Source organism: Lysinibacillus sp. NPDC047702, from assembly GCF_050272555.1.
In the GTDB taxonomy this organism is placed as follows: Bacteria; Bacillota; Bacilli; order Bacillales_A; family Planococcaceae; genus Lysinibacillus.
In genome coordinates, this window is record NZ_JBNNMG010000008.1 from 52,132 (window position 1) to 73,322 (window position 21,191).

Annotated in this window: 17 protein-coding genes; 7 read left to right on the forward strand and 10 right to left on the reverse strand. The window is 36.6% G+C overall.

Annotation, left to right across the window (positions count from 1 at the left end):
* Window positions 1-33 precede the first annotated feature (33 nt).
* Window positions 34-909, reverse strand: coding sequence for a YicC/YloC family endoribonuclease (locus tag ACQKIM_RS06250; protein ID WP_427540662.1), 876 nt, complete (start codon window positions 907-909; stop codon window positions 34-36).
* 267 nt (window positions 910-1,176) lie between these two features.
* Between ACQKIM_RS06250 and ACQKIM_RS06255 the strand changes: the two genes are divergently transcribed.
* The 7 genes from ACQKIM_RS06255 to ACQKIM_RS06285 all read left to right on the forward strand — a co-directional run bounded on the left by ACQKIM_RS06255 (window position 1,177) and on the right by ACQKIM_RS06285 (window position 11,544).
* Window positions 1,177-2,871, forward strand: a complete 1,695-nt coding sequence (locus ACQKIM_RS06255) for an Rqc2 family fibronectin-binding protein (protein WP_427540665.1) — start codon at window positions 1,177-1,179, stop codon at window positions 2,869-2,871.
* A gap of 435 nt (window positions 2,872-3,306) precedes the next feature.
* Window positions 3,307-4,992 carry a methyl-accepting chemotaxis protein gene (locus ACQKIM_RS06260; RefSeq protein ID WP_427540668.1) on the forward strand — a complete coding sequence of 562 codons (1,686 nt, stop codon included), beginning with the start codon at window positions 3,307-3,309 and terminating at the stop codon, window positions 4,990-4,992.
* Window positions 4,993-5,924: 932 nt separating this feature from the next.
* The gene (locus ACQKIM_RS06265; protein WP_427540671.1) at window positions 5,925-7,574 is read left to right on the forward strand and encodes a peptide ABC transporter substrate-binding protein; all 1,650 of its coding nucleotides are present in this window, start codon (window positions 5,925-5,927) and stop codon (window positions 7,572-7,574) included.
* Window positions 7,575-7,705: 131 nt separating this feature from the next.
* Window positions 7,706-8,635, forward strand: a complete 930-nt coding sequence (locus ACQKIM_RS06270; protein WP_427540674.1) for an ABC transporter permease — start codon at window positions 7,706-7,708, stop codon at window positions 8,633-8,635.
* Window positions 8,635-9,555, forward strand: a complete 921-nt coding sequence (locus ACQKIM_RS06275) for an ABC transporter permease (protein ID WP_427540677.1) — start codon at window positions 8,635-8,637, stop codon at window positions 9,553-9,555. Before ACQKIM_RS06270 ends, ACQKIM_RS06275 begins: the two co-directional genes overlap by 1 nt.
* Before the next feature lie 14 nt (window positions 9,556-9,569).
* Window positions 9,570-10,625, forward strand: coding sequence for an ABC transporter ATP-binding protein (locus ACQKIM_RS06280; protein WP_427540680.1), 1,056 nt, complete (start codon window positions 9,570-9,572; stop codon window positions 10,623-10,625).
* Window positions 10,618-11,544 (forward strand): ABC transporter ATP-binding protein, encoded by a 927-nt coding sequence (locus ACQKIM_RS06285; protein ID WP_427540683.1) that lies wholly within the window; start codon window positions 10,618-10,620, stop codon window positions 11,542-11,544. Before ACQKIM_RS06280 ends, ACQKIM_RS06285 begins: the two co-directional genes overlap by 8 nt.
* 113 nt (window positions 11,545-11,657) lie before the next feature.
* Here ACQKIM_RS06285 and opp4C read toward each other — a convergent pair whose 3' ends face one another.
* The 9 genes from opp4C to ACQKIM_RS06330 all read right to left on the reverse strand — a co-directional run bounded on the left by opp4C (window position 11,658) and on the right by ACQKIM_RS06330 (window position 21,190).
* Window positions 11,658-12,566, reverse strand: a complete 909-nt coding sequence (opp4C, locus tag ACQKIM_RS06290; RefSeq protein WP_427540686.1) for an oligopeptide ABC transporter permease — start codon at window positions 12,564-12,566, stop codon at window positions 11,658-11,660.
* Between the two features lie 13 nt (window positions 12,567-12,579).
* The gene (gene opp4B / locus ACQKIM_RS06295; protein WP_427540689.1) at window positions 12,580-13,545 is read right to left on the reverse strand and encodes an oligopeptide ABC transporter permease; all 966 of its coding nucleotides are present in this window, start codon (window positions 13,543-13,545) and stop codon (window positions 12,580-12,582) included.
* 82 nt (window positions 13,546-13,627) lie between these two features.
* Entirely contained in the window at window positions 13,628-15,352 is a 1,725-nt protein-coding gene (gene opp4A / locus ACQKIM_RS06300) for an oligopeptide ABC transporter substrate-binding protein (protein ID WP_427540692.1), read from the reverse strand.
* A gap of 55 nt (window positions 15,353-15,407) precedes the next feature.
* Window positions 15,408-16,391 (reverse strand): ABC transporter ATP-binding protein, encoded by a 984-nt coding sequence (locus tag ACQKIM_RS06305; protein ID WP_427540695.1) that lies wholly within the window; start codon window positions 16,389-16,391, stop codon window positions 15,408-15,410.
* 4 nt (window positions 16,392-16,395) lie between these two features.
* Entirely contained in the window at window positions 16,396-17,388 is a 993-nt protein-coding gene (locus ACQKIM_RS06310) for an ABC transporter ATP-binding protein (protein WP_427540698.1), read from the reverse strand.
* A 781-nt stretch (window positions 17,389-18,169) separates the two neighbouring features.
* Window positions 18,170-18,799, reverse strand: a complete 630-nt coding sequence (gene pyrE / locus ACQKIM_RS06315) for an orotate phosphoribosyltransferase (protein WP_427540701.1) — start codon at window positions 18,797-18,799, stop codon at window positions 18,170-18,172.
* A gap of 2 nt (window positions 18,800-18,801) precedes the next feature.
* Window positions 18,802-19,506: an orotidine-5'-phosphate decarboxylase gene (gene pyrF / locus ACQKIM_RS06320; RefSeq protein ID WP_427540704.1), complete on the reverse strand. Its 705-nt coding sequence runs from the start codon at window positions 19,504-19,506 to the stop codon at window positions 18,802-18,804.
* On the reverse strand, window positions 19,506-20,420 hold the full coding sequence (locus ACQKIM_RS06325) for a dihydroorotate dehydrogenase (protein ID WP_427540707.1): 915 nt from the start codon (window positions 20,418-20,420) through the stop codon (window positions 19,506-19,508). The genes pyrF and ACQKIM_RS06325 overlap by 1 nt, the downstream gene beginning before the upstream one ends.
* Entirely contained in the window at window positions 20,417-21,190 is a 774-nt protein-coding gene (locus tag ACQKIM_RS06330; RefSeq protein WP_427540709.1) for a dihydroorotate dehydrogenase electron transfer subunit, read from the reverse strand. Before ACQKIM_RS06330 ends, ACQKIM_RS06325 begins: the two co-directional genes overlap by 4 nt.
* Window position 21,191: the final 1 nt, after the last annotated feature.

Below are 21,191 nucleotides of genomic sequence, written 5' to 3' on the forward strand. Positions count from 1 at the left end.
ATATCTCCCTTAATTTATAACAGATGCAATAGGCTATTCAATATTTTGAACCTGCTCACGCATCTTTTCTAAAATGGTCTTCGCTTGAACTACTGCTACGGCCGCCTCTGTAGATTGATTTTTGGAGCCAATCGTATTAATTTCACGATGAATTTCCTGCATTAAAAAGTCTAATTTACGCCCAACTGAAATCGTTTCTAATAACGTTTCCTCCAGTTGGATAAAGTGACTATCTAAACGGTCCAATTCTTCGGTAATGTCCACTCGTTCTGCAAATATCGCTACTTCTGCAAGTAAGCGATCCTCAAACAACTCACCATCTGCTATTTCAGCAATCCGTTCCAATAATCGTGTACGATATTTTTCTACAGCTAGTGAGGAAAATGAACGAATCTGGTTCACCTGTTCCGTTAACTGCTCCTTATATTGTACGACAACAACTTGCAGCTCTTGCCCCTCACGCTCACGCATTTGAATTAATTGCTCAATTGCTTGCGTAACCGCCATTTCCACAGCACTTAGTAAATCCTCAGGTGTAAGCTGTGGTTTTTCCTGGACAAGTGCTTGTTCAAGAGAGAGCAACTCCTGCATTGTCCATTTTTCTTCTAGTGGTACTCTTTTTGCTAATTCCTCTTTTGCCTTACGATACGCTTCAATTAATGACCAATTAATTTCAATAGATTGCTCGACATTTTCTAAATCCTTCACATAAACCATCACATCAATTTTGCCGCGTGACAAAGCTTGTGAAATTAGTTTTTTTGCAAAAATTTCTGCTTCAAGCCATTCTTTTGGAAATTTCGCATGAATTTCTAAAAAACGATGGTTGACCGAGCGCATTTCTACGGTTAATTGAAAGTCCCTTGTTGTTGTGACACCTCTGCCAAAACCAGTCATACTACGCACCAAGGTTCGTCACACCTTTCTTTGCATACTGGGATTATTATAACATAAGCTCTGCCATTTATGACGCTTCACCATAAAAAAATCGATAGAGCAAAAGCTAATTCTACCACAATTGAAGCTATATTTTAATATTCACCTAAAAAATGCTATGATAAACATTAGAATCGTGCATTTGCTACCTAAATGAAACATGAGGCACTGATGCATTATAAAACTACAACAAATACGAAAGTACCAAACTGATTGATATCGTTGGAAAGAGGAAATCACATGGCATTTGATGGCTTATTTACTTACTCAATGACAGCCGACCTACAACAATTAGTAACAGGTCGGATTACTAAAATACATCAACCGAACGCTCAGGAGGTTGTTCTTCACATCCGTGCAAATGGAAGTAACCATAAATTACTTTTTTCAATTCATCCTTCTTATGCGCGTGTTCATCTTACGGAGCAATCCATTGAAAATCCTGCTGAACCACCAATGTTTTGTATGCTGTTACGAAAGCACCTGGATGGTGGTTTTATTTCTTCTATTAAACAGCATGATTTTGACCGCATTATAATAGTAGAAATTGAAAGTAAAAATGAAATCGGTGACCCTATCATAAGGGAGCTCCACGCTGAAATTATGGGGCGTCACAGTAATTTATTATTAATCGATAAGGAGCAGGAAAAAATAGTCGATAGCTTAAAGCATTTGCCGCCTTCTGTGAATAGTTTCCGCACAGTGCTGCCTGGTCAGCCTTATATTGCTCCTCCAGCACAAAATAAATGGCACCCGCTTAATGTAACGGCTGAACAGCTAATAGGTTTTTTCTCTGAAAAAAAATCTGCTAAGGATATTGTTGCTCAATTTACGGGCTTCTCACCGTTACACGCTGAGGAATTACTGTTCCGATTTATGGATACAAAAGATTTGGTTGATTGCTTTCAAAATTTTATTGCTTCCTTTCAACATGGTGGAACACAGCCAATGTATGTTATAGCAAATAATAAAACTTACTTCTCCCCAATCGCTTTAACACATTTACAAGGAGTTGTTACCAACTATTCAAATGTTCATGAGCTGCTTGATCGTGTATTTTTTGCACGTGCTGAGAGAGATCGTGTTAAACAACAGGCTGGTGACTTAGAGCGATGGCTGCAAAATGAAATTGATAAGCTGACATTAAAAATTAAAAAGCTCAATAAAGACTATGAGCATGCCTCAAGGCTTGACCAGTTTCAATTATATGGTGAACTGCTGATGGCAAACATGTATGCATTCGAAAAGGGTGTAAAGACAGTCACTGTCACGAACTACTATAGTGAAACTGGAGAGGAAATCACTATCCCAGTCAGTGAACGTAAAACGCCAATTGAAAATGCTCAAAGTTACTATTCAAAATACACAAAGGCTAAAAATGCACTTATTATGGTTCAGGAGCAGTTAGAAAAAACGAAGGACGAGATTTCGTATTTTGAAATGCTCGCACAGCAGGTTCAACAAGCGGCGCCGAGTGATATTGAGGAAATTCGTGAAGAGTTAGCCGAACAAGGTTATTTAAAATTACGTCATGCTCGAAAAAAGAAAAAACAAGCTAAGCCTGAACCAGAGCGTTATGTATCTTCAACAGGTGTAGCTATATCTGTTGGCAAAAATAACAAACAAAACGATATGCTGACATTTAAAATAGCTAAACGCACAGATGTTTGGCTCCATACGAAAGATATTCCAGGTTCACATGTTGTTATCCATATGAGTGAACCAGACGAAACCACTCTACGTGAAGCGGCAACATTGGCTGCCTATTTTTCAAAAGCAAGGGACTCCTCTTCTGTTCCTGTAGATTACACAGAAATACGTCAGGTAAAAAAGCCAAATGGAGCTAAACCTGGATTTGTTATTTATTTTGAACAAAAAACTTTATACATCGATCCAGATGAAACTGTCATTTTACAGTTAAAAAAACAATCATAACATGTTGTTGAAAATGCTTTCAGGAATAAAAGATGATGTTTGTATGGAAATACGTCAGAGGAAACTTATTCGAAAAACAGTTTACTATGACGAAGCTAAGTTATATGTGCAAGGCTTGCCTATAGTATAGCGAATTGTCTAAACAAAATTACCTTAATCCGTTTGCTTTTCCACACAATATAGAGAGGGAATAGGATATGTGATGTATCGTATTCCCTTTTTATTTTAACCACCACGCAATCCTTACTATAGCTATATTAAATTTTTCTTTCTCCTACTCTTTTTTTATAGCAAATGTTCCTTATTATAATAGCGAAAAAAAACTTATGAATAATCTGTACTGTTTATATGATGCGTTATTGACTTCCACCTTTCTAAAAGGCTAAATTTAAGTATAAAAAAATTATTTTTGTATTTTGGAAAGGGCGTATCTCTATGACTGTAGGCAGAAAGCTAAGCTTTGGTTTTTTCACAATCATCCTCACCCTAATTATTTCTTTGTTAATCATGTTTTTCCAGTTTACCAACATTGAAAAAAAGGTTGAAAATGCACTTGAAAATCGTGTCGCCCTAGTAGAATTAGCGGATAATATTCAATTTGAGCTAGCGATGCAAGGCCTTTTTATCCGCGCAATATTTATTGAAGATAAAGCAACTAATCTGGAGAATTTCTCAAAATATGCTGGAATGCTAGATGAGCATGTAAGTGAAATCAAGCAAAAATCCGATACATCAGAAATGGATACTTATGCGAAGGACTTAAATACATATAATGAAGCGTTTAATAAAGCAGCGGATGAAGCTCTTGTACTTCATAATGCTGGAAAACTTGAAGAGGCTTTACAAAAAGTAAATAGTGAGGTTGAAGAAGCGAATAAGGGGCTATTAGAAGTATCTGAAAAAATTGTAAGCTACCAAAAGAACCAGCTTGATCTTGTAACGAAAGAATCCAAACAAGCCGTAGCCAATTCACAAATAATCTCGATTATTGCCATCGTTCTAGGATTAATTATAGGGATACTGCTAATGTTTTATGTGCAGCGTACCATTTCCAAGCCTTTAAAATTAACAGTTATCGCAGCCAATAACATAGCAAATGGTGAATTATATCATGAAGATATTAGCCATCAGTCTAAAGATGAGATAGGTCAGCTTTCTACCGCCTTTAACACAATGAAAAACAGCTTACGGAACTTGTTAACTCATATACAAGCCAACACAGAACATTTAACGGCTTCCGCTGAAGAGCTTTCTGCCTCTACTGAAGAAATTTCTGCTTCAGCTGATGAAGTCACAAGAAGTATAACTGAAACAGCAAACGCGGCTTCTGCTGCTACCATTGCTGCAAATGAGAGTGCACATGCTATGGATGAAACAGCTGTAGGCGTTCAGCGTATTGCAGAAGCAACCCAACAACTACATCAAAACGCGGTAACAACAACGGAATTAGCTAATAACGGCAATTCTACTGCGAATGAAGCTCAACAACAAATGAATGTCATCTATGACTCTACACAAGTGATTAATAATCTTGTTCAGAAATTAAGCAAACAATCTGCAGAAATTAGTAATATCACAACAGTTATTACAGCTATTACAGAACAGACGAATTTATTAGCTTTAAATGCCGCAATCGAAGCGGCACGTGCAGGCGAACATGGCAAAGGCTTTGCTGTTGTAGCTGATGAGGTTCGTAAATTGGCCGAAGAATCTAAGCAATCTGCCAATAAAATTGTCAATTTAACACAAGAGATTCAGGGAGATACACAAAATGTAGAGAAAGCTGTAGAGAGTGGTCTACAATCTGTAGCAGATGGTGTAAAAATGATTGGTCATGCTGGGACAGCTTTTGAAGCCATTGTAGAAGCTATTAATACTATGACCGATCAAATTGAAGATATTTCTGCTACCTCTGAAGAAATATCTGCTAGTGCAGAGCAGGTAGCTGCATCTGTCGCTGAGATCGCAAATGGCGCCTCTGCTAGTGCAGCACATACACAAATTGTTGCTGAATCTAGTAAAGAACAAGCTGCTACGATGCAACAAATAAATCAGGTCGCTACTGATTTAAGTGAAAAATCATTTGACCTACAAACAAAAATTAGCCAATTTAAACTTTAAATATGGTAGCAGTGCATTTTGAATCAAAAAATGCACTGCTTTATTTATCAATAAACCTTTCCCTACCCGTTTCTCATTTACAAAATTCGCCAAAAATACATTAATGATAACTGAGTTTGCTGTTGATCATATAGCTCATAGACTTTAATCCAGATTGTTATAATAACTATATGCAGACACTTTCCTTCTAAGCGAGACAAATGAACTTCTCCACAAAACAACCGTTTAACAACACCTTGAATATAACTATTTTTACCATTTAATAGATACCAAATCCTAGATGTAGATAAATGATGATTTATGTCATTTTTACATACATCGTTGCATATTCAAACATCTCATAAATTATTTCAAGAGAATTTCTCTTATTAAAAACACTTCCCATCCAATACAATTATTTCTTAAAAAAGGCACATTTTTTCATACATTTACTTTACTTTCTCTTTTTTCAGCATAAAAACGATGAATCTTAGATAAATACAAAACAAGATTCTTATATATCAATAATAGATAAAAGTATTCATGTTTCGACATAGGAAATTACAAAAAATTACCTGAATAAGAAACTAAATCACTTAGTTTTACAAAGATTTTCTACAAATCCATGCAATTCTCTCAATAGACCAGATCCGTGACTTTTGAATCATTTTTTAAATATCAATGGTATTATCAAAAGAATAGGAATTTTCGGTATAGTATGTCATTTTTTTGTTTTTGTTTTATTTTTGATATAAATATTATGATAACATCAAATTATTATCATTTAATCACTTTCACTTGTTAATGTGATGAATCGAAAAAATTTATTATCCTATTAGATGTCAGATAATACTATATAAATTTGAATCTTTTTTATTTTGTGCACAATGATTTTTTTGGTATATTAAATAGGAGCTTCAAAGAAGGCTTAAAATTGTATAAGGGGGATTTACATGATTAAAAACAAAAAGTTTTTATTACTAACAGTCCTTGCAGTATTTTCATTAGTTCTTGCTGCATGTGGCTTCGGTGGAGATAAGTCTGATAATTCTTCATCTTCAGACGGTAACAAAGATTCTGGTTCAAAAGCTAAAGAGCTTAAAGTAGCAATCGCTTCAGAACCACCTTCTTTACACCCAGGACTTGCATCGGATACTGATTCTAGTGCAATCTTAACTAACATTTTTGAAGGTCTAGTTGTTGTAGACCAAAAAGGTACCCCTACTCCAGGTATGGCTGAGAAGTGGGAGATCAGTGATGATAAAAAGACTTATACGTTCAAATTACGTGATGCAAAATGGTCAAATGGCGATCCAGTTGTAGCAGGTGACTTTGAATATGCTTGGAAATGGGCTTTAAATCCAGAAAACCTTTCACAGTATGCTTCTATTTTCTACCCAATTAAAGGGGCTCAAGCATACAACGAAGGAGGCGGTTCTGTTGATGCTATTGGTATCAAAGCTGAAGATGACAAAACTTTAGTTGTAACTTTAGAAAACCCAACTCCTTATTTCCTAGAATTAACAGGATTCAAAACTTATTTACCAATTAACCCAAAAGCGACTGAAGCTAATGAAAATTGGTACGCAGACGCTGGTGAAGATTACGTAACAAATGGTCCTTATAAATTAAGCGAATGGAAACATAGTGATTCTATCGTTCTTACAAAAAATGAAGATTATTGGAATGCATCAAATGTTGACGTTACTACTGTCAATGTTGCTATGATTGAAAAAGAATCAGTTGTTGCTACTAACTTTAAATCTGGCTCACTTGACTATATCGGTAAACCATTCCAAACAGTAGACCTTAATGCAATTGATGAATTCAAAAAAGATGGTTCTTTAAAAATCAAGGACGAAGCAAGTATTTATTGGTATAAACTCAATACAAAAGATAAAATTATGTCTAATGTAAATATCCGTAAAGCGCTTACATTAGCAATCGATCGTCAAACATTAATTGATAACGTAACTAAAGGTGAGCAAAAACCGGCTCTAGGTATGGTTCCATTATCAGTTCCTGGATTTGAAGAAGACCGTGGTTACTACAAAGATAATGATGTTGAAGAAGCAAAAGCTGCTCTTGAAGCTGGGATGAAAGAACTTGGTATTAAAGACCCTAAAGATATTAAAGTTAACATTTCATTTAACACTTCTGAAGGGCACGCAGCAATCGCTCAATATATCCAAGAAGAGTGGAGTAAAAAACTTGGTATTACATCTCAGTTAGATAACTCAGAATGGCAAGTTTATTTAGAAAAATTAAAAACTGGTGACTATCAAATCGGTCGTCTGGGCTGGGTAGCTGACTATATCGACGCATATACATTCCTTGAAATGTATGATACGGCTAAAAACGGTAACAACCAAACAGGCTGGGAAAATGCTCAATACAAAGATTTATTGAAAAAAGTAGTTGCTGAGGTAGACGAAGCTAAACGTCTTGATTATTTAAAACAAGCTGAAGCAATTGCTATGACAGAATTCCCAGTTGCACCTATTTACTACTACACTCACTTATCTGTAGTTAAAGAAGGTATTAAAAACTTAGATACGAATCCAACTGGTGACATCCACTTTAAAGATGTAAAGATGAAATAATTTGTTAACAATTTCTTTTTAAGCTCTAAGCTGAGAGCTGCCTCGTAGCCCTTGCGGTGCGAGTCAGCTCTTTTTAAAATACGAAAGCACTTATTTGTCAGATAATTGATAAGTAGAAGGAGGAGTTTTATGTGATTAAATATATTCTGAAAAGGCTGATGTATATACTTCTCGCGCTTTTCGTCATCGTAACGGCTACGTTTTTCCTATTGCGTCTTGCTCCTGGTAACCCATTTGCATCTGAACGCAATTTCCCTCCTCAAATAGAGGAAAAGTTAAACGAAACGTATGGATTAAATAACCCTTGGTATATTCAGTACAAAGATTATTTAATCGATGCGGCCACTTTTAATTTCGGTGAATCTATGAAATATAAATCGCGTTCAACGAATGATATGATTGCAGAAGGCTTTCCTGTATCTTTAACTTTAGGGATTGAAGCTATGCTGCTTGCTATTGGATTTGGTGTATTAATCGGTGTAGTTGCTGCGCTTTATCATAATAGGTGGCCAGATTATTTGGCAACGACTTTTGCGGTGCTCGGAATTTCCGTTCCATCCTTTATATTAGCTGGACTCATGCAGTATTTCATTGCATACAAACTTCAGTTATTCCCGATTAGTGGATGGAAAGGCTTTAGTTATAGTATATTGCCAGCCTTAGCTATTGCACTTTCGCATATGGGCTTTATAGCTAAACTAACACGTTCAAGTATGCTTGAACAAAATAATAGTGATTACGTAAAAATGGCTCGTGCAAAAGGTATAGGGAAATGGACAGTCGTCTTCCGCCATACTTTACGTAACGCCCTTTTACCAGTCATTACTTATTTAGGTCCATTAACTGCTGGGGTTGTTACAGGTAGCTTCATTGTAGAGCAAATTTTTGCGGTTCCTGGTTTAGGTAAACACTTTGTACAGAGTATTACGAACCGTGACTATACAGTTGTTATGGGAACAACGGTGTTCTTCTCAATCATTCTTTTATTTGCGGTATTGATCGTAGATATATTATATAGCGTGATCGATCCTCGAATTAAGCTGAAAGGAGCGAAAAAGTAATGACACAGCAACAAATCGAGAAAGATAAGTTTAAAATTGTTGGTGGAAATCATGAAGCAACTGAAAAATTAGCAGATAAATCTATCTCCTTTTGGAAGGAAGTATTTATTCGTTTTTCCCATAATAAAATGGCGATTTTTGGTTTAATTGCTTTAATAGTTATTGTTTTGATGGCTACATTTGTGCCAATGTTTTCACAATACCACTATAGTGATCAATTAGGTTCCTATAATGCCCCACCATCTTCAAAATATTGGTTTGGTACAGATGATTTAGGTCGAGATGTTTTCGTTCGAGTATGGGCTGGCGCTCGTATCTCTTTACTCATTGGGATTGCTGCTGCAGTTATTGACTTGATCATCGGCGTATTATGGGGAAGTATTTCTGGTTTAGCAGGTGGCCGTGTTGACAATATTATGATGCGTATTGCCGATGTTTTAACAGCTGTTCCTTACTTACTAGTTGTTATCGTACTTTTAGTAGTATTAGAACAAGGTATTATTCCAATGATTATCGCATTATCGATTACAGGTTGGATTAATATGGCTCGTATTGTTCGCGGTGAAGTATTATCTATTAAAAATCAAGAGTATGTTTTAGCTGCTCGAACTCTGGGCGCAAGCACAGGACATTTAATTTTAAAACATTTAGTGCCAAATGCACTTGGTGCGATTTTAGTAACAATGACATTAACTGTACCACATGCTATTTTTACAGAGTCTTTCCTTAGTTATCTAGGACTTGGGGTTCCTGCTCCACAAGCCTCTTGGGGAACAATGGCTTCTGAAGGTAATGGAGCGATTACCAATGCTCCTTGGCGTTTAATATTCCCTGCATTATTCATTTCACTAACAATCTTTGCGTTTAACGCAGTTGGTGACGGCTTACGTGATGCATTAGATCCAAAACTACGTAAATAAGGAGGTGGCCCAAAATGAGTAAAACAATTCTAGAGGTAAAAGATTTACGAATAAACTTTAAAACTTATGCAGGGATTGTTCATGCTGTGCGTGGTGTTAACTTTGATTTAAAGGAAGGTGAAACACTCGCTATAGTAGGTGAATCAGGTTCTGGTAAAAGTGTTACGAGTAATGCGTTAATGAAACTAATTCCACAGCCACCTGGTATTTATGAGTCAGGACAGATTTTATTTAATGGTCGTGATTTAGTTCCGTTAAGTGATAAAGCAATGTCAAAAGTACGCGGAAATGAAATTGCAATGATTTTCCAAGATCCTATGACAAGTTTAAATCCAACTATGAAGGTCGGACGTCAAATAACTGAAGTAATTTTACAACACAAAAAAGTATCTAAAGCAGATGCAAAAAAACGTGCAATTGAGCTTTTAACACAGGTAGGTATCCCTTTCCCTGAGAAACGGTATAACCAATATCCACATGAGTTTTCAGGTGGTATGCGTCAGCGTGTTGTTATTGCTATCGCCCTTGCAGCTGATCCTAAGCTGTTAATTGCTGATGAGCCCACAACAGCCCTAGACGTTACAATTCAAGCGCAAATTTTAGAGCTTATGAAAGAAATACAAAAAAATTCGAAAACATCTATCATTTTCATTACGCATGATTTAGGTGTTGTTGCCAACATCGCTGACCGTGTTGCTGTTATGTACGCTGGTCAAATCGTGGAATATGGTACTGTCAATGATATTTTCTATAATCCTAAGCATCCTTATACATGGGGTCTTCTTGGATCAATGCCAGACTTAGATAACGACACAGACGAGCTATTACGTACGATTCCTGGTTCACCGCCAGATCTTACGAACCCTCCAAAGGGCGATGCTTTTGCTGCACGTAATGAATTTGCAATGGCTATTGACTATGAACAAGAGCCACCTATGTTCCAAGTAAGTGATACACATTTCGCCAAAACTTGGCTGCTGCATCCAGACGCACCAAAAATACCACTTCCAGAAGCTGTTGCTAAACGAATTGAAGGGTATTTAGCAAAGGAGGCACAACAACATGACTAAAGCGGGTACAAAAAAAATTCTTGAAATCAAAAATGTAAAGCAGTATTTTGGCTCACCAAGTAACCCTATTAAAGCTGTTGATGGCATTAGCTTCGATGTATACGAGGGTGAAACGCTTGGTCTTGTTGGAGAATCAGGCTGTGGGAAATCAACAACTGGCCGTTCCATTATTCGCCTATATGACATTACAGATGGTGAAATTATTTTTGATGGTCAAAATGTTCATGGTAAAAAATCTAAAAATGAATTAAAAAATTTCAATCGTCAAATGCAAATGATTTTCCAAGATCCATACGCTTCTTTAAATCCACGTATGACGGCTGGAGAAATCATTGGTGAAGCCTTTGATATTCATGGTCTTTACAAAAATAAAAATGAACGCCGTGAAAAGATTAATCAATTACTAGAGGCTGTTGGCTTAAATAAAGAGCACGCCAACCGTTATGCGCATGAATTCTCTGGTGGTCAGCGTCAACGTATTGGGATTGCTCGTGCCCTAAGCTTAGATCCAAAATTCATAATTGCCGATGAGCCTATCTCAGCACTGGACGTATCCATTCAAGCGCAAGTGGTTAACCTGCTAAAGCAGCTTCAAAAAGAACGCGGCTTAACATATCTATTTATTGCCCATGACTTATCCATGGTTAAATACATCAGCGACCGTATCGCTGTAATGTACCGTGGGAAAATCATGGAAATCGGTAAGGCAGACGATATTTATAATAATCCTGTACATCCGTATACAAAATCTTTATTATCAGCGATCCCACTTCCTGACCCAATGTCGGAAAAGCGTCGTCAACGTATTCCGTACAAGCATACAGAGGTGGACGATAGTGCAACATACCATGAAGTTGGCGATCAGCACTATGTTTATGGTACAGCTGATTTAGTGAAAACTTGGGTTTCAAATCGATAATAACTTATACATCCATCCATTAGAATTTTCTAGTGGATGGATTTTTTATATTGAAAGCTTGGAATACTTTTAAAGGTATCCTGTTTTCCACTGATAATGACTATAGCCAGCTACTACCTTCTTGATTTAGGGTTTAAAGCATCTTTTAAGCCTTCACCAATGAAGTTTATCGACAAGATGACTAGCGTAATAGCTGTAGCAGGAGGTACCCACATCCAGAGCTTGTTCTTTAGCACATCTGAATTTCTAGCTTCAAATAGCATATTTCCCCAGCTTGGTGTGTCAGCAGGTACTCCCATTCCTAAAAAGCTTAAACTGGATTCTGCCACAATTGTCACCGCCATTAGTAATGTTGCCTGTACAATAATTGTGGAAGCAACATTGGGTAATAAGTGCTTTACTATGATTTTTGAGGATTTACAGCCAATAGATTGAGCAGCTAATATATATTCATTTTCTTTCTCAGCAAGAATTCTACTACGTACGATCCTTGCAACACTTCCCCAAGTTAAAATCGAGATAACAATGATTAATGTCCATAATCCAGATATTTTCCCAGTAAGAAGAGTATTTAATACAATACAAAATACTAAAAACGGAAACATTAATACAAAATCGGTAAATCGCATTAACAGCTGCTCAATCTTTCCTCCAAAATATCCCGAAATCGCTCCTACAGTAGTACCGATTACCACGATAAAAATCATACAGCCCAATCCAACTGTTAAAGAGGATCTTCCTGCGTAAAGCATTCTTGTAAAAACATCACGTCCATTCGTATCTGTCCCTAGCCAATGCTCACTCGATGGTGGTAGGCTAATCTTTGTAAGATCTACACGTACAATATCTTTTGTAGTAATATAGGGAGCTAAAAACGATAGAATAATAACTAGCAACAAAAAAAGCAGACTAATCATAGCTAATTTATTTTTAACGAACTTTCGTCTTGCAATCACCCATGGTGAGGGACTTTTCTTCGGTGTTTTTGGAGACAATATTTCTTGATTCGTAACCAATGTCATGATTTCCCCCTCCTTAATCTAGTCTAATACGCGGATCTACCACACCATATAATAAATCCGCCACCAAATTACCGAATAATGTTAAAAACGAAAGTAACATAGTAATCGACATCATGACTGCATAATCTCTTCTTCCAACAGATTCTAAGAATAGTGCACCTATGCCTGGATAAGTAAAGATGGTTTCTGTTATGACTGCCCCACTAATTAATGTTGCGATATCAAAACCAAGATACGTGATAATTGGAATGATCGAATTTCGTAAAATATGTTTATTATATATTTTCGATTCTTTTGTACCCTTTGCTCTTGCAGTCCTTACAAAATCTTTTCTACTATTTTCAATAATGTCATTGCGTAAAAATTGTGTATAGGATGCCGTTCCCATCAATCCTAATATTAATGCAGGTAATAAAACATGATGTAGTTTACTGATATAGTAATGAAAAGTTCCTTCTATAACCCCTACTCCTACAGAGCCACTGAAAGGGAACCACCCTAGCTTAAAGGAGAAAAAGTAAATAGCAACTATCCCAGCAACAAACGATGGGATCGCTAAAGCTAAATAATTATAGGTCGCAATCAAATTATCCCCAAGTGTATAAGGCTTTCGTCCAGCATACATCCCCATTATAAAAGCAAAAATATATGTGAAAATTAATGATACTACTGCCAAAAATATGGTATTAGGTATACGTTGTGCAATAATTTCTGCAGCTGGTTTTTTATAAACAGTTGATTTTCCAAAATCCCCTTGTACAAAATTAGCTATCCATCTACCGTATTGTGTAATAATTGGGTCATTATAGCCTAATTTTTCTCTCATTTCTTCGATGTATTGTGGATTCGTATTAGATGGGTCAATTTCTCCCCCAAACGGATCACCTGGCATCATCTTTGCTAAAAAGAACACCACCAATGAAATAAGGAGTAACAATGGGAGCATGCCTAGTAGTCTTCGAAGTGTATATTGAAGCATGTGAGGGTCTCCTTATCTATAAATTTACTAAATAGATCCCCCTTTAGTGGGAGGATCTATTTAGCAGGATTGGACCTCTAACCTATTCTTTAATATTCCATTTATAAACATCTGTTTGGAAACCAACAGCATTAATATGAACACCTTGTAATCGATTATTAATACCATATAAATCTAAGTTTTCCCATAATGGAAGTGCTGGTACCTCTTCATTGAAATACTTTTGCCATTCAATATATGTTTTCATACGTTCAGCTTTATCAAATGCCCCTTCACTTAAGCCCTTTTCTAATAACTTTTGATTTTGATCGTCTACCCAACGACCATAATTCCATTCTGCATTATTCCCCCATAAACCAGATGGATCTGGGTCAGAGCCAGTACTCCAAGAACCAAAGAATGCTTCTAATGCAGCATCATCATTATCTTTCATATCGTTATATAAATTAAATTCAATTAAAGTACCTGTAGCCAATTCTGTTTTTACACCAATATCATTCCAAGATTGAATAATGGCCTGAGATCGACCCTCAAATGCTGCAGGACCAGCATAATGACCAAATGAAATTTTGAATGGTTTTCCATTTGAATCTTCCACAAATCCATCACCATCTTTATCTACATATCCAGCAGTTTTCAGCAGTTCTTTAGCCTTTTCTGGATTGTATTCATATTTATTCAGTTCAGATTCCTCTGCAGCAATCCAAAATGCACGTGGAATCACAGTGTTCGCAACCTCAGCTTTTCCTTCTAAGAAAGCATCGATCATTGCTGGACGATTAATCGCATACAATAGTGCCTGACGCAATTCTTTTGATTTAAACTTATCAAAATCTGCTACATTTGTAAGTGTGGCTTTATCACGGTGACCAAAACGAAGACCTATATAAGAATAAGATACACCTGTAGTTTCTTCAATGCGCACATTGTTTAATGCTGATAATTCTTTAACAGATTGCGGTCTTATATTCATAATGTCAATTTCACCGTTTTGGAACGCACCTGTTGCTAAAGATGGATCTATAACTTTAACAATCACGCCATTTAGCTGTGGTTTGCCCTTCCAGTAATCATCAAAACGCTCTAATTCAGAATACTCGCCATCTACTACTTTTTTCACCTTAAATGGCCCTAAGCCTACGGGATTTTCACGAACCTGCTTTGATTCCTCTAAATCTTTAATAGCAATACCTTCATAATGTTTCTTTGGCATTGGATAATTCCAAAGATTTTCTAAGTTATTAATCTTTACTTTTTCAAAGGTAATTTTTACTGTGTATGGATCAACGACTTCAATACCTTCAATTTTATCTGCTTTCCCCTCCTTTTTAGCTACTGCCCCTTTAATATTTTCAGCATAATTGAATCGAGGGCCTTCATACTCTGGATTTGCTAATGTTTCTAATGCATATACCCAGTCATCAACGGTTAACTCCTCACCGTTATGCCACTTTACACCTTTCTTAAAGCTAAACGTATACGTTAATTTATCCTCACTAATTTCCCAGGTTGCTAGGTGTGGAATATATTCTAACTCATCATTCACATCATAAATACCATCCATAGTAAAGTTTTGAATATAACCATCTACAACACTTCCTGCATACGCAGGATCAAATACTCCCTCAGGAGCCTGATCCGTACCAAATGTTACAATTCCTCCTTCCTTTGCTTCAGTAGTTGTTGCAGAATTGTCCTTCTCTTTGTCCCCTTCTTTTTCCTGTGTCGATGTGTCACTATTACATGCTGCTAAAAATAGAGCCATAACGAGCATTAGCATGAATGACCATAATGCTGATTTTTTCATTTTTTTCCCCCCGTGAATTTTATTTTTGTCATTATTTAATTCTCATAATGATCTTCTAATATAAATGACATGCAACTCTATGCCCTGGCTTCACCTCCTTTAAGGCTGGTTTTGATAATGAACACTCTCTCATTGCCTTTGGGCACCGTGGATGGAATGGACATCCTTTTGGAGGATTAGCTGGACTTGGAATATCCCCCTCTAACACAATGCGATTGCTCTTCTTTCTTGGATCAGGTACTGGGATAGCAGAGATTAACGCCTGTGTGTAAGGATGTAATGGTTCATCATAAATATGTTCTTTGTCTGCTATTTCCACGATATTTCCTAAATACATTACACCAATACGGTCACTCATATGCTTGACAACACTTAAATCATGAGCAATAAATAAAAACGTTAAATCAAACTCATTTTGCAACTCTTTTAATAGATTAAGAACTTGAGATTGCACAGACACATCTAATGCCGAAACAGGCTCATCTGCTATGATAAGCTTTGGCCGGAGTGCGAGTGCTCTAGCAATGCCTATACGTTGACGCTGCCCTCCTGAAAATTCATGAGCATATTTGTGATAAGCATCTGCTGGTAACCCCACTTTACTTAAAAGCTCTATAACTTCATTTTTTAACGATTTAAGTGATCTATTATGGTAGTTCATTATAGGTTCAGCTATAATACTGCCCACCATTTGCATGGGATTTAATGAGGCATATGGATCCTGAAATACCATTTGGATATCTTTCCGTATTTCTCTTAATGATTCCCCATATATTTTTGTTATATTTTTACCATTAAAAATAATTTTTCCATCCGTTGCATCCAATAACCTTAAAATAGTACGACCAGTTGTCGATTTTCCACAACCCGATTCACCAACTAATCCTAATGTCTCTCCATTTTTTATGGAGAACGAAATAGTATCAACGGCTTTAACATAACCTACAGTATGTCTAAATAAGCCGCCTTTGATGGGATAATATGTTTTTAAATTAATGATTTCTAATAAATTTTCTTGTTTTTCTGTTGTTTGATTCATACTGTCAGCTCACACCCTTTCTATTACATCCTTCATAAAGTAAACAAGATACCTCATGCTGGTCACCTATAAAGGCAAGTTGTGGTGTAACCTTATTACATTCAGGCATTGCCGATGGGCATCTATCTACAAATCGGCAGCCAACTTGAGGCATATTTTTTAAGGACGGGACAATACCTTTAATAGTGGATAATTCATTTACTTCAGCATCTATTCTTGGAATTGATGCCATTAATAACTTTGTATAAGGATGTTTGGGATTGTAAAACAGATTATCAACATTCGTTCGTTCAACAATTTTCCCTGCGTACATAATTATTACCTCATCACACATTTCTGCAACTACACCCAGATCGTGAGTAATCAGCACAATAGACATTTTATTTTTCTCTTGAATATTTTTCAGTAATTCAAGTATTTGGGCTTGTACGGTTACATCCAGAGCAGTTGTAGGTTCGTCAGCAATTAAAAGTCTTGGCTGACATGCAATGGCAATAGCAATCATCACCCTTTGTCTCATTCCACCAGACAATTGATGAGGATATTCATCAACGATTTTTTCAGCTCTTGGAATACCAACTTGCTTTAACAAATCTATCGCTTTGCCTCTAACCTCGACTTTTGACAATTTGCTATGGTTCAACATAATCTCTTCAATTTGTGAGCCTATTGTAAAAACCGGATTTAAGGATGTCATAGGTTCTTGGAAAATCATACTAATATCTTTTCCTCGAATTTTATTCATCTCATCGTTTGTATGATGTTCAATATTTTTCCCATGAAATCTTATTTCACCACCAGTGATTTTTCCAATTCCTTGTGGAAGAAGTTGCATAATAGAAAGGGACATTACACTTTTACCACATCCTGATTCTCCTACTATTCCAATAATTTGACCGGATTTAACTGAAAATGAAACATCATCTACCGCATGATATATTTCGCCATCTATATCAAAACCAGTTTTAAGATTTTTCACTTCTAACATTAAACTCATCTGCTATCACACCTTTTATTTTTTTAATGAAAATAATTAATAATTTATGTAGTACAGTTTATAAATATCTTGCTTATAATCGCTAAATAAGTATTCAGCTAACAGATCCAAAATCTATTTTAATATCATTTTTCGACAAAAAAAAACCAATTTCGAAGCATAAAAAACCTGCTATATATTACCGTATTCATTACTAACAAAATAAAGCCCAACAAAAATTCCACTGATGTAATATTCTGATAATTGAGCGTAATGCTATTTTATCTAGAAATAACACATTAAATCAAGTGAATTTTTCAAATTCTTATTATCTTATATACAAAATAAACCATACAACTATTCCAATTTTCATTAAAATATTTTTATTTCTATCAAATGAATATTTGCTCATTTATTACTTCAGCTGCATAAAGTATCATTTTTTTATTATCTAAATATAATTATATATAGTGTAATATATTATTTCCTCGCTCTTATATAATCGCTATTTATTTAGTATTTCAGATCATTTTAGTCATTTTGATGAATTGAGATATTTTCAGTTTTTCTGTTTTCAATTTTTGTAAATAATTTTCCCGATTAACACATTAATAAATTGAAGTGAAGTATATTACAGTAGAAAAGTAATTTACTTTAAGCAAGTAAACAGTGCAATGTTACATACTTCTCGGTATTTTCATTTGGCTAAATTTAATTATCATTTCTGCTGAGTTAGTAAAAAAACGACTATCGATAAAAATATCGATAGTCGTTTTTGAGAATTTCTAATTAGGTTTTTAGATTAAAGAGCTCCAGCCTTTAATTTTTCATGCCACTCCTTAAGGAATGGGATATCCTCTTCTTGAATAGCACCTGATTCATTAGCTGCTTCTATTAAATAATCAAAGTTTGTTAATGATACATATTGAATACCAGCTTGATCGAATGCTTGTTCAGCACGTGGTAGATTGTAAGTGTAGACACAAACAACGCCCAACACCTCACAGCCTGCTGCTCGCAAAGCTTCTACCGCTGTAATAGATGAACCACCAGTAGAAACAATATCTTCTACTACTACTACTTTTTGACCCGCTGCGTATTTTCCTTCGATTTGATTGCCACGCCCATGCTCCTTTGCTTTAGAACGTACATAAACCATTGGTAAATCTAGAATATCACTTACCCAAGCAGCATGGGGAATACCTGCTGTTGCTGTACCTGCAACGATTTCTGTTGCACCAAAGTTTTCTTTGATGAGTGATGCTAAGCCGTTTGCTAATTGTTTACGAATAACAGGATCTGAGATTGTTAGACGTGTATCGCAGTAAATTGGCGATTGAATGCCTGATGCCCATGTAAATAGATCTGTTGGATTTAGTTCCACTGCTCCTACTTTTAACATTGCGTGTGCGATTTCATTTTGTAATGTCATAGTTATGCCTCCCATAATTCACTTACAATTTTATATGCTGCTACTGGATCTTGTGCACCTGTTACGGCACGTCCCACGACAATTAATGAAGAGCCATCACGTTTTGCTCCATCTGGTGTGGCAATGCGCTTTTGATCGTGTGCGTTGCCTCCCGCTAAACGAATACCTGGCGTCACGCGTAGAAAACTATCTCCACATGCCTCAGCTATCGCTTTAGCCTCGTGAACTGAACAAACGACACCTTGTAAACCTGCTTGTTTTGTGAGACTTGCATAGTGCAAGACAGACTCCTGTAAAGATAGAGCAATTCTTTGCTCTGCTTGCATTTGTTCCTCAGTTGTTGATGTTAATTGTGTGACTGCAATTAATGATGGACGATCTTTTCCTGTAGGTGTTCCTGCTTCTAGCCCTTCTAGTGCTGCCTCCATCATTGGACGTCCGCCTGCCGCATGGACATTGACTAAATCTACACCTAATTTTGCTAGGCCTTTCATGGCAGATCCAACTGTATTCGGGATATCATGTAATTTTAAATCAAGGAAAATATCATGACCTAAATCCTTTACTTTACGAACAATGTCTGGTCCTTCCTGCATATATAATTCCATGCCAATTTTCACGAAAAGAGACTCATTGAACTGTTTTAGAAAATCCAATACTTCTTTTTCTCCGGGAAAATCTAGTGCTAGTATAGGCTGGGTATTCATCAACGATGGCTCCTTCCGATAATCTCTGAAATATGCTCAACACCTAATTTGTCAAGCTTTGCTGGTAATTCATCAATAATAGTTGGACATACGAAATGATCGACAAAGTTTGCTGTCCCCACAGCAACTGCAGATGCACCAGCCGACATAAAGTCAATAACGTCTTGTGCCTCTGTTACACCACCCATTCCAATAATCGGAATATTGACAGCCTTATATACCTCATAGACCATACGAATCGCAACTGGCTTTACAGCAGGTCCGGATAAACCACCTGTACCATTGGCAATTACCGGCTTACCAGTACGTTCATCCAGACGCATTCCAATTAAAGTATTAATCATAGTAATACCGTCTGCACCACCCGCTTCAACAGCTTGGGCAATGTCTACAATACTTGTTACATTAGGGGATAATTTTACATAAACAGGCACCTCAGACACAGCTTTAACAGCTTTCACCAGCTCACGTGCTGTTGTGGGATCAGTGCCAAATTGAATGCCACCGCATTTTACGTTAGGACAGGAAATATTAAGCTCTAATGCTTTTACATTGGCCCCAGTGGAAATACGTCGTGCAACCTCTACATAATCTGCTGTCTCTGTACCAGCTACATTTGCAATGATTGGCACATCATAGCTCTCTAGAAACTTTAATTCTTCATTCATGACTTTGTCAATGCCAGGGTTTTGTAGACCTATAGCATTTAACATCCCTGCTGCTGTTTCTGCTACGCGAGGAGTAGGATTACCTAGTCGTGTTTCTACAGTTGTTGCTTTAATCATTATAGCGCCAAGCTTCGATAAATCGTATAGCTGGGAATATTCTCGACCAAATCCAAAGCAGCCTGATGCTGGCATTATTGGATTTTTCAAATCTAAACCTGGTAATTGTATTGTTAATCGACTACTCATAATGCCACCGTACCTTTCGGGAAAACTGGACCATCAGAGCATACTTTAACATAGTCTTTTGCTACTTGGTCTGTCGTTTTACATACACATGCAAAGCAAGCACCGATACCGCAGCCCATACGCTCTTCAAATGATAGATAGCCCTCTTTATCAGGGTAAAAGCCTTCAAGTGCTTTTAACATTGGTAGCGGACCACAGGAATAAAAGACATCAAACTCAGGTGCTCGTGACTCTAATACATTTGTGACAAAGCCCTTTGTTCCCTTAGAGCCATCGACCGTTACATAATGTGTTTCACCAAGTGCGCTGAATTCTTCCTCATAAAAGCACACATCCTCTGTTTGGAAGCCTAACACATGAATTGTTTTTACACCACGCGCGTTTAATTGCTTAGAAAGCTCATGTAATGGTGGGACACCGATTCCTCCACCAACTAAAAGAGCTGTCCCTCCCTCTTTTACTGCATCCACAGGAAATCCGTTACCGATTGGTCCTAATACATTTACAAGCTGACCTTCACGATTCGTCGCTAAAACCTTTGTTCCACGACCTTCTGCTCGATAAATCATTGTAAATTCGTTGTTATCTTTATCTATATTTGCAATACTGATTGGTCGACGTAAAAGCGGCTCCAATGAATCTGACACCTTTACATGGACAAACTGGCCAGGAGTCATATCCTGAACCAGTTCACCATGAAGTGTCAATTCGAAAATGTTTGTCGCTATTTGCTTTTGAGAGACGACCGTCATTTTCTCTTGACGTATCATA

Bases quoted from the DNA above. Each gene is read 5' to 3' on its own strand.
- ACQKIM_RS06255 (WP_427540665.1), top strand. From the start codon at position 1,177: ATGGCATTTGATGGCTTATTTACTTACTCAATGACAGCCGACCTACAA.
- ACQKIM_RS06260 (WP_427540668.1), top strand. From the start codon at position 3,307: ATGACTGTAGGCAGAAAGCTAAGCTTTGGTTTTTTCACAATCATCCTC.
- ACQKIM_RS06265 (WP_427540671.1), top strand. From the start codon at position 5,925: ATGATTAAAAACAAAAAGTTTTTATTACTAACAGTCCTTGCAGTATTT.
- ACQKIM_RS06275 (WP_427540677.1), top strand. From the start codon at position 8,635: ATGACACAGCAACAAATCGAGAAAGATAAGTTTAAAATTGTTGGTGGA.
- ACQKIM_RS06280 (WP_427540680.1), top strand. From the start codon at position 9,570: ATGAGTAAAACAATTCTAGAGGTAAAAGATTTACGAATAAACTTTAAA.
- ACQKIM_RS06285 (WP_427540683.1), top strand. From the start codon at position 10,618: ATGACTAAAGCGGGTACAAAAAAAATTCTTGAAATCAAAAATGTAAAG.
- opp4C (WP_427540686.1), bottom strand. From the start codon at position 12,566: ATGACATTGGTTACGAATCAAGAAATATTGTCTCCAAAAACACCGAAG.
- opp4B (WP_427540689.1), bottom strand. From the start codon at position 13,545: ATGCTTCAATATACACTTCGAAGACTACTAGGCATGCTCCCATTGTTA.
- opp4A (WP_427540692.1), bottom strand. From the start codon at position 15,352: ATGAAAAAATCAGCATTATGGTCATTCATGCTAATGCTCGTTATGGCT.
- ACQKIM_RS06305 (WP_427540695.1), bottom strand. From the start codon at position 16,391: ATGAATCAAACAACAGAAAAACAAGAAAATTTATTAGAAATCATTAAT.
- ACQKIM_RS06310 (WP_427540698.1), bottom strand. From the start codon at position 17,388: ATGAGTTTAATGTTAGAAGTGAAAAATCTTAAAACTGGTTTTGATATA.
- pyrE (WP_427540701.1), bottom strand. From the start codon at position 18,799: ATGACATTACAAAATGAAATCGCACACGCAATGTTAAAAGTAGGAGCA.
- pyrF (WP_427540704.1), bottom strand. From the start codon at position 19,506: ATGAATACCCAGCCTATACTAGCACTAGATTTTCCCGGAGAAAAAGAA.
- ACQKIM_RS06325 (WP_427540707.1), bottom strand. From the start codon at position 20,420: ATGAGTAGTCGATTAACAATACAATTACCAGGTTTAGATTTGAAAAAT.
- ACQKIM_RS06330 (WP_427540709.1), bottom strand. From the start codon at position 21,190: ATGATACGTCAAGAGAAAATGACGGTCGTCTCTCAAAAGCAAATAGCG.